The following is an 8,741-nucleotide window of genomic DNA, read 5'->3' on the forward strand; positions in this document are numbered from 1 at the left end:
CCACCGCCTTGACCGCCACCAAAGCCACCGCCTTGACCGCCACCAAAGCCGCCGCCTTGAGCACCACCAAAGCCTGTACCTTGAGCACCACCAGCAGGAGCACCAGCAGGACGCGGGTTACGCGCAGGAACAACCGTAGAAATAGCGTGTTTGTAAACCATTTGGCTTACAGTATTTTTTAACAGAACAACATATTGGTCAAAAGATTCAATATGACCTTGTAACTTAATACCGTTTACAAGGAAGATAGATACAGGAATACGTTCTTTACGGAGAGAATTCAAGAACGGATCTTGCAAAGTTTGACCTTTAGACATGTTATACAACTCCAAAAAAATATTAAAAATCAGCGCAAAAAACTATCTTTATTTTTCAATTAAAAATTATAAAAAAGACAGTATGTAAATTTTGCTTTATCCGTAACAGTTTCGCAAGTCTTCTTGAGCCTGCTTTATTGTTAAATATGTTTTAAATTTATGCGACTGTTGCAAAGATCTTAACCAAGTATATTGACGTTTCGCAAGTTGTCGTGTCGCAAAAAGGGCTTTATCCTCCATTTCTTTCTTATTTTCGAGACTTTTGTCGCTTTTTAATAAAAAATCTAAGGCTTGCCTATAACCGACTGATCTCATTGAAGGCAAATCATCAAATAGATCGTATTTTTCAATTAGTGATTCAACCTCATTTAAAAAACCGATTTCCCACATAATTTCCAAGCGTTTTTCAATTCGCTTATGTAATTCTAACCGATCTGGCAACAAAGCATAATTATGAAAAGTGTAACGATATGGTACATTTTTAGGTTGTTCTGCTTGTAATTTGGTAATCGGCTGCCCCGTAATACGAAATACTTCCAGTGCACGAATAATACGCTGCTTGTCACTTACTTTGAATTTTTCACCTGCAAGTGGATCCACTTTGCATAAAGAAGCGTAAACTGACTCCCAACCTTCTCGATCACCCTGTGCTTCAATTTCAGCACGAATTGCATAATCCGCACTTGGCAAATTACTCGATAAACCTTCTAACAAAGCTTTGAAATACAACATCGTGCCTCCGACCAAAATCGGGGTTTTTCCTTTAGCATGTATCTCATCAATCAACCTAGTTGCATCTTCTACAAATTGTGCAGCAGAATACACTTCGAGCGGACTAATAATATCAATCAAATGATGTGGATATTGTACCTGCTCGACTTTACTTGGCTTCGCAGTCCCGATATCCATATCTCGATAAACCAATGCCGAGTCAACAGAAATCAATTCAAAATTGCCCTGTTCATATAACTCACATGCTAAAGCCGTTTTACCGCTGGCTGTAGGTCCCATCAAATTGATGACAGGCAATTGATTCGACATTTAGGTTTACTCTCCTCGAGCAAAAAGTTTATCTAGCTGAGCCAATGGGAATGCACGCCAAGTCGGTCGCCCATGGTTACATTGACTCGCAAATTCGGTCTGCTCCATTTGACGAAGCAAGGCATTCATTTCAGAAAGGCTCAATAATCGATGTGCACGCACAGCACCATGACACGCCATACCCGCTAAGATTTGATCACGTTTCTGTAATAGCCCACGCACCTCGTCTGTTGGATCCAAATCGTTGAGTAATTCAGGAATCAAAGCCGAAAAATCAGCTTTATGTAAAATAGCAGGGACACCACGAACAATGACTTGTTCATCACCATATTGATCAATTTCTAAACCCAATCGCGCTAAAGGTTCTTTTAAATCTTCTACTCGAAGGGCTTGCATCCGATTTACATTAACTATTTTCGGAATTAACAATTGCTGTGATATCCAAAATTCAGGATTTTCCCAAGCAGATTTCATTTGTTGTAATAAAATCCGCTCATGTGCAGCGTGCATATCAACAATAATTAAGCCTTCGGTATTCTGTGCCAAAATATAAATGCCGTGTAACTGTGCAATCGCAATACCCAAAGGATGCTCATCTACCCGAGGAGCCATATCATCCACCACAACATCATCAGTGGACTGACCAACTGCTCGTAATGGCGCAAGATAGCTCTGCAAAGCAGCCGTACTTACTGGTGATGCAGGATTGACTCGATACGCTTTGCTGTCTTGCGCTACATACTGCACAGCTTGTTGCGGTTGTGAAGATTCAAAGTCTGTTAATATGGCTACGGACTCTGGCACAGGAGTTGATTCTGCTGCGCGATGCAACTGAAACTGCTCTTGATAACGGGGTTGCTGTATATTTATTGGGCTTGCTTGCTCGACTTTCAATGCTTGCGCTAAATCTGCACTCGCAGTTTGAAATTGGGACAGTGTGTCTTTAGCAAAATGCCTTACAAACTCATGAACTTCGCGTTGATTTAAAAAACGAATTTCATGCTTGGTTGGATGTACATTGACATCGATATTTTCAGGATCAACCTCTAAAAACAACAAATAAGCAGAGTGTTGGTGTCCGTGTAAAATACCATCATAAGCCATGCGTAAAGCATGAGAAATCGTTTTATCTTTGACAATGCGTCCATTGACATAGACATACTGCAAATCTGCCTGTGCTCTTGCATCAGAAGGATGCCCCAACCAACCACTCAAGCGCATATTGATGCTGTCTGCATCAATCCAATAGGCATTTTCCGTGAATTGGCGCCCCAGTAATTGTTGTACCCTTTGAAAGCGTAATGCACCACTATCAGCAACGGGTAAATTCAAACGGATGTTATTGTTATGTTCCAGCACAAAACGTATATCAAAATGAGTAAGGGCTAAACGCCGCACAATTTCTTCAATATGACCGAATTCTGTACCTGGTTTTTTCAAGAATTTTCGACGTGCAGGAACATTAAAAAATAAATCCTGTACCCGAATCTGTGTACCACGCGATGCAGCTACAGCTTGAATTTCTTGATGTTGGAATGCTGTACCATTCACTTCAACCTGATAGCCAATACCATCGTCTAGTTGGCTACTGATCAAGGTTAAACGGGAAACCGCTGCTATCGATGCTAATGCTTCACCACGGAAACCTAAACTCACAATCGCATGTAAATCTTCTGCGGTTTGAATCTTACTGGTGGCATGACGCATAACCGCCAAAGATAAATCATCGGGATGAATACCACGACCATTGTCGATAATTTCAATGAGCGTACTGCCGCCTTGTTCGACCCGAATAATGAGTTCTGTTGCGCCCGCATCAATTGAATTTTCAAGCAGCTCTTTGACTACAGAAGCTGGCCGTTCAATCACTTCACCCGCAGCAATCTGGTTGGCAAGTGCAGGATCTAAGGTATGAATGCGACGTACAGAAACTTCATCACGCATGTTGAAATGCCTGCTCGAGTGCTTTATAGAGCATTTCATCTTGAAAGCTTAATGTTGCCTGACGCGATAATTCATCTTCAGACTTTAAAATTTCAATGGTGAAATCGGCAGCTGGAATTTCCTCACCACCTTTACTTGGCCATTCAAATAAGAATAAAGCATTGGGTGTATCCAAATAATCGCGAATACCCATTAACTCAAGTTCATAAGGATCATTGAGGCGATACAAGTCAAAATGAAAGACGTGTTTGTTCTGAATGCTATAAGGTTCAACCAAGGTATACGTTGGGCTTTTTACTGAACCTTGATGACCAAGTTGTTGCAACAAATAACGGGTAAATGTCGTTTTTCCTGCACCTAAATCGCCAATTAAATAAATCACACCTTCAGTAAAATATTGTGCAACCACGCGTGCAAGTTGTTGGGTATCTGCTTCAGAGTTTAGGGGCAAATGAAATGAATACGACATATGACTCACAGCATGATTCAAAAGTGGAATTATGATAGCATCGCCACGCTCTTAATACCTATGCAATGCATACGAAATGTGCATTTTTAATACAGTGCATGATATACACTAACCTGTTGTGATTGATGACTTATGACTGTGCATGACTTTGTTCCGCCAATGATTCGTGGCGTAACAGCCAGTAAACTTTACTTACCTGTTATACAGCCAGCACCACAACGCTTGTACGATTATCTCTGCCAACAGTTTGTGCATATTTCAGCACAAGAGTGGCAACAGCGTTTTCAAGACCAATTGATTTATGCAGCTGATGGTTCAATTCTAAGCATAAATAGCCAATATCTTGCCAATCAACATATCTATTACTATCGTTTTTTAGCACATGAAATTCATGTTCCGTTTCAACATGATATTTTGCATGAAACTGATGATCTATATATCATCGATAAACCACATTTTCTAACCATAAGCCCTACAGGTCAGTATGTGCAAGAAACACTATTGGTTCGCCTAAAAAACCAAACAGGCAATCCAGATTTAACACCAATTCATCGTTTAGACCGTGAAACTGCTGGACTGGTTTTATTTTCCAAACGACCAGAAACACGTGGCATTTACCAACAAATGTTTGCCAATCGCAAGGTTAAAAAGACTTATCATGCGATTGCGGCTTATCTTCCTACCCTTGAATTCCCACAAACTCTGCGCTTAAGAATGGATAAAGGGCATCCATTTTACACCATGCAAATTGTAGAGGGCGAACCAAACAGTAAAACACAGATTGAGATTTTGGAACACAATGCTCAATGGGCCAAATATCTACTAAAACCTGAAACAGGAAAACAGCATCAATTACGAGTTCACCTGAATCATTTAGGCATTGCCATTCAAAATGACCCTTTCTACCCAACCGTCCAGCATAAATCTGATGATGATTTCTCCCACCCATTACAGCTGTTAGCCAAACGAATTCAATTTACAGATCCTGTCACAGAGGAATCTATGGACTTTTCATCTAATTTTGAATTGACACTGTAGTTTGTTTGTCATTACATAAAAATGAATTTTTCAATTCAAAAATATTGAAATTACAACAAAATTGATTAAAATGAAGGCTAAAAGTTCAATCTTAAAATTTATAAAAATCATGAGAAAAACCGAAGTTTATCAAATTCGTCTCGATTCACAGGAAAAGAAACAGGCTTTTGCTGTCTTTAAACAATTGGGGATTACGCCAGCTCAAGCTGTGCGGCTCTTTTTCAAACAAGTTGTACTGACAAAGTCTATCCCCTTTTCTATTGAAAATCAGAACATCAATTTAGAGCAATTGATTAAGTTAAGACGGCTTAAACAAGAGCAGAAAACCTCTGCTGTTACACATGAAAGTGATGACACGACAAATAGCGTTCAGGCTAGCGATGAGTTTCTCATGGATGATGACCATCTAGACTTATTTGAAGAACTGAATGCAATTTTGGGTGAAAGTGATAAAAATTAACCCTGTTGCATTTTTATACATTATTTAAATTTTTTCATTTAAAAACTTAGGTATGCTTCATGCAATGACAATAAAAAATGCATGGAGCAATCAATGATTGTAAAAAAAGCCACATTAGATGACCTCAATCAACTTGCAGTTTTATTTGATGAATACCGTCAATTTTATGGTGCTTCTTCTAATTTAAATCTTTCTCAACAATTTCTAAAACAACGTTTTGAAAACCAAGAAAGTGTCATTTTTATTCATGTCAAAGATCATGTATTTACAGGTTTTATTTTGCTTTATTTAGGCTTTTCTTCTGTCGCCTGTTCAACCTACTATATTTTAGATGACGTCTATGTAACCCCCCAATTTCGTCGTCAAGGCGCAGCCAAACAACTGATTGATACTGCCATTCTGTTTGCACGACATGAAAATGCGCTTCGTATTAGCTTAGAAACGCAAAAAACCAATCGTGAATCTCATCGACTATATGAAGCTATGGGCTTTATTGCCGACAACGAATTTAGAACCTATCACTGCTTTCTTAAATAGTTTCTCGGGTTCGAGCTAGTGCTATCTGCTCAGATGTCAAATAGATCCATTCGCCCTCTTTTAGCTCAGGACACTCTAACGCACCAATTTGTACGCGATGCAGTTGTTCAACTTTATTACCCACCGCAGCTAACATTCTTTTTACTTGATGATAAACACCTTGATGAATGGTCATTTGCAACTCGCACGCTGCCAATTGCTGTACATCTGTAGCTGCAAAAGTACCTTGTTCATTACGTAATTCAACACCCTTTTCAAGTTGCTGAATCTGTTCAGCAGAAAGTGGGTCGGCAGTTTGCATCCGATAAACTTTGCCCACATGCTTTTTGGGATGGGTTAATGCTTGAAGAAATTGACCATCATCCGTGAGCAGCAATAGACCCGTAGTATCCTGATCTAAACGCCCAATGCATTGTAATCCACGATTCAACAGCACATCATCAAACAAGTCGAATACACTAAAATGATGCGTAGCTTGATGAGAACATTCATAGCCCGCAGGTTTATTCAGGGCAATATAAACGTTTTCTCGATATTGATAGTGCTTTCCATACACCTCGAAAACTAAGTTTTCCAAATTCAACTTCTGCTTAGGATTTTGCATAATGTCTTGGTCAATGCAAACAGCCCCAGATTTAATCAATTGTTGGCAATGCTTACGCGAACCAAAACCTTGAGATTGCAACATTTTTTCTAAATACATAATGTAAGACCTTACAATAGACTGCCGCATTTTAAACAATTTTCGACTTTTCCGCTGATTTTCTCGATGTGATAGGCAAAAAATCGCTACAATAGTTGCATTTTCACACATTCTCCCTGCATCTCATGCCTAATTTAGATCTAAATTTGCTTGTACTACTGGTTTTATTGGCTTGTGGTATTTTCAGCCATAATAATGCTGTCACCATTGCTGCTGCTGTACTGATTGTCTTTAAAATTACCCCCTTAAGTGAGTTTTTCCCGCTATTACAACAACACGGTTTAAATATTGGTATTGTTATTTTGACCATTGGTGTTTTAACCCCAATTGCCAGTGGCAAGATCCCTGGTGAGGCTATTCTTAAATCCTTTTTAAGCTGGAAATCATTACTTGCAATTGCGATTGGTCTTTTTGTCGCTTGGTTAGGTGGTCGTGGTGTGAAACTAATGACTCATCAACCAAATGTGGTCGCAGGATTGCTCATTGGAACCGTTGCTGGGGTTGCCGTGTTACGCGGAGTGCCCGTTGGTCCTTTAATTGCCGCAGGCGTACTGTCATTATTTATAGGACAATCTTAGTTAAATTCAATTTTGCGTGATGATGCAATCTATAAATTGCATCATCACCGCGAACTGCATCAATTAGATTAAGACAAATAATATTGATGACGCTTCTGTGAAAATTTATCCAATTGCTTCAAGAAACCTTCAAAATAGGTTTTCTCTTTTTCTTCAATTCGATACCCTGCATATAAAGTACGGCGTAGACCTTTTGCGGACACACAATCCAAACGGCGCGACGTTACCCAACCTTTTTGCTCATACTCATTTACAACCCAATCTGGTAATGCCGCAATGCCACGCCCACTCGCGACCAATTGAATCAACATTTGAGTTAAATCTGTGGTACGAATCTGTTTAGGCTGAATATTCGCTGGAATGAACAACTTTGACATAATGTCTAAACGATGTTTATCTACAGGATAAGTAATTAAGGTTTCCTCTGCTAACTCCTGTACCGTAATCCTTTCGGCACGCACCAAAGGATGTGTATTGGATAATACTAAACGGGATTCATATTCAAAAATTGGAAAGTAATCTACACCTTTCAACGCAATTGGATCGGCAGTAATCAGCAAATCAAACTCGCCATTTTGCAACAACTCATGCGGATTGGCTTCAAAACCAGAAGCAAAATCTAAATCGACATCTGGATATTGCTGACGATATTGATTTAAAAGAGGCATTAACCAATCAAAACAGCTATGACATTCTGATGAGAAAATAATACGGCCTGTCTGACCATGCACAATCCGTGTAATGTCGGTTTGCGTAATTTGAATTTGTGGTAAAACATCGTCAGCAAGCTTCAGCAAACGTTGTCCAACATTCGAAAATGATACTGGGCGACTACGACGATTGACCACTTCTACACCGTACCAATGATCTAACTCTTTTAACTGATGCGAAATGGCGGAAGGTGTTAAACATAAATCATTGGCTGCTGCGACCAATGAACCATGTTCGCGAAGTGCCAGTAGGGTTTTTAGATGTCGAATTTCAAGCATATTTATTATCAGTCCGCAAAGATCAAAAGCTAAAATATCAACGCAATAGTTTAAATCAGCTTAAATGCCGTAAACTGAGCGAGCAACAGAACAAGAGATTATTGATGTGATTTAATGTAAAATCACAAAATGAATTTGACTCATTCTAACATAAAATTAATTAATATATTTCACCTTAAAGACATTTTCAGTATGTGTTTATCTAAAGATAACTTATAATATTTTTCTGAATCTCTATTAAAAATAGGGCATCTTTCGCTTTGTGATATTTATTTCTTAATAAAACACTTAATATTTCGACTAATTTGCATAAAGTATTTATTTCAACATCTCCTTATATACATGATTATATTAGACAACTTGCATAACTCATAAACCGAACAATCATTTGCTGTAATTGTGCACCGACATTTTTTGATATTTCATGCATAATTTATGCATGAAATATATTGATATACAGAAACTGACTGATCCTCAGTTCAAACGCCTAACGGGAATATCTTGGTCTACTTATAAAGTGATGATTGATGTACTCAATCTTCATTTATCATCAACAGGGCGACCCTCTAAATTATCCATAGAAGACCAATTGCTTCTCTGTTTGAGCTATTGGCGTGAGTACCGTACTTTATTCCATGTTGGAATGACTTATGGTGTGTCAGAAG

General features: G+C 38.8%; 11 protein-coding genes. 5 read left to right on the forward strand and 6 right to left on the reverse strand.

Annotation, left to right across the window (positions count from 1 at the left end; translation table 11 throughout):
- The 4 genes from hfq to tsaE all read right to left on the reverse strand — a co-directional run.
- The coding region (gene hfq, locus E0H82_RS15995) for an RNA chaperone Hfq (RefSeq protein WP_131265703.1) at nt 1-317 on the reverse strand (317 nt) is incomplete at its 3' end.
- A 96-nt stretch (nt 318-413) separates the two neighbouring features.
- Nucleotides 414-1,358, reverse strand: coding sequence for a tRNA (adenosine(37)-N6)-dimethylallyltransferase MiaA (gene miaA / locus E0H82_RS16000; RefSeq protein ID WP_131265704.1), 945 nt, complete (start codon nt 1,356-1,358; stop codon nt 414-416).
- A 6-nt stretch (nt 1,359-1,364) separates the two neighbouring features.
- Nucleotides 1,365-3,302: a DNA mismatch repair endonuclease MutL gene (gene mutL, locus E0H82_RS16005; RefSeq protein ID WP_131265705.1), complete on the reverse strand. Its 1,938-nt coding sequence runs from the start codon at nt 3,300-3,302 to the stop codon at nt 1,365-1,367.
- Nucleotides 3,295-3,771 (reverse strand): tRNA (adenosine(37)-N6)-threonylcarbamoyltransferase complex ATPase subunit type 1 TsaE, encoded by a 477-nt coding sequence (gene tsaE / locus E0H82_RS16010; protein WP_131265706.1) that lies wholly within the window; start codon nt 3,769-3,771, stop codon nt 3,295-3,297. Before tsaE ends, mutL begins: the two co-directional genes overlap by 8 nt.
- 132 nt (nt 3,772-3,903) lie before the next feature.
- Between tsaE and E0H82_RS16015 the strand changes: the two genes are divergently transcribed.
- The 3 genes from E0H82_RS16015 (at nt 3,904) to E0H82_RS16025 (ending at nt 5,806) form a co-directional block, all read left to right on the forward strand.
- Entirely contained in the window at nt 3,904-4,809 is a 906-nt protein-coding gene (locus tag E0H82_RS16015; protein WP_131265707.1) for an RluA family pseudouridine synthase, read from the forward strand.
- 109 nt (nt 4,810-4,918) lie between these two features.
- Nucleotides 4,919-5,269 (forward strand): type II toxin-antitoxin system RelB/DinJ family antitoxin, encoded by a 351-nt coding sequence (locus E0H82_RS16020; protein ID WP_131265708.1) that lies wholly within the window; start codon nt 4,919-4,921, stop codon nt 5,267-5,269.
- A 93-nt stretch (nt 5,270-5,362) separates the two neighbouring features.
- The gene (locus tag E0H82_RS16025; RefSeq protein WP_131265709.1) at nt 5,363-5,806 is read left to right on the forward strand and encodes a GNAT family N-acetyltransferase; all 444 of its coding nucleotides are present in this window, start codon (nt 5,363-5,365) and stop codon (nt 5,804-5,806) included.
- Here E0H82_RS16025 and E0H82_RS16030 read toward each other — a convergent pair.
- Nucleotides 5,799-6,509, reverse strand: a complete 711-nt coding sequence (locus E0H82_RS16030; protein WP_131265710.1) for a pseudouridine synthase — start codon at nt 6,507-6,509, stop codon at nt 5,799-5,801. The two genes, E0H82_RS16025 and E0H82_RS16030, sit on opposite strands and share 8 nt — an antisense overlap.
- A gap of 125 nt (nt 6,510-6,634) precedes the next feature.
- On the opposite strand from E0H82_RS16030, the gene E0H82_RS16035 reads away from it, so the two are divergent.
- On the forward strand, nt 6,635-7,087 hold the full coding sequence (locus tag E0H82_RS16035; RefSeq protein ID WP_116758938.1) for a DUF441 domain-containing protein: 453 nt from the start codon (nt 6,635-6,637) through the stop codon (nt 7,085-7,087).
- 68 nt (nt 7,088-7,155) lie between these two features.
- Here E0H82_RS16035 and E0H82_RS16040 read toward each other — a convergent pair whose 3' ends face one another.
- The gene (locus E0H82_RS16040; protein ID WP_131265711.1) at nt 7,156-8,076 is read right to left on the reverse strand and encodes a LysR family transcriptional regulator; all 921 of its coding nucleotides are present in this window, start codon (nt 8,074-8,076) and stop codon (nt 7,156-7,158) included.
- 424 nt (nt 8,077-8,500) lie between these two features.
- Here E0H82_RS16040 and E0H82_RS16045 point away from each other — a divergent pair.
- Nucleotides 8,501-8,741, forward strand: a 241-nt coding sequence (locus tag E0H82_RS16045) for a transposase family protein (protein WP_131265712.1), incomplete at its 3' end; no start/stop codon positions are given.

Origin of the sequence: Acinetobacter sp. ANC 4910, assembly GCF_004331035.1 — a bacterium.
In the GTDB taxonomy this organism is placed as follows: domain Bacteria; phylum Pseudomonadota; class Gammaproteobacteria; order Pseudomonadales; family Moraxellaceae; genus Acinetobacter.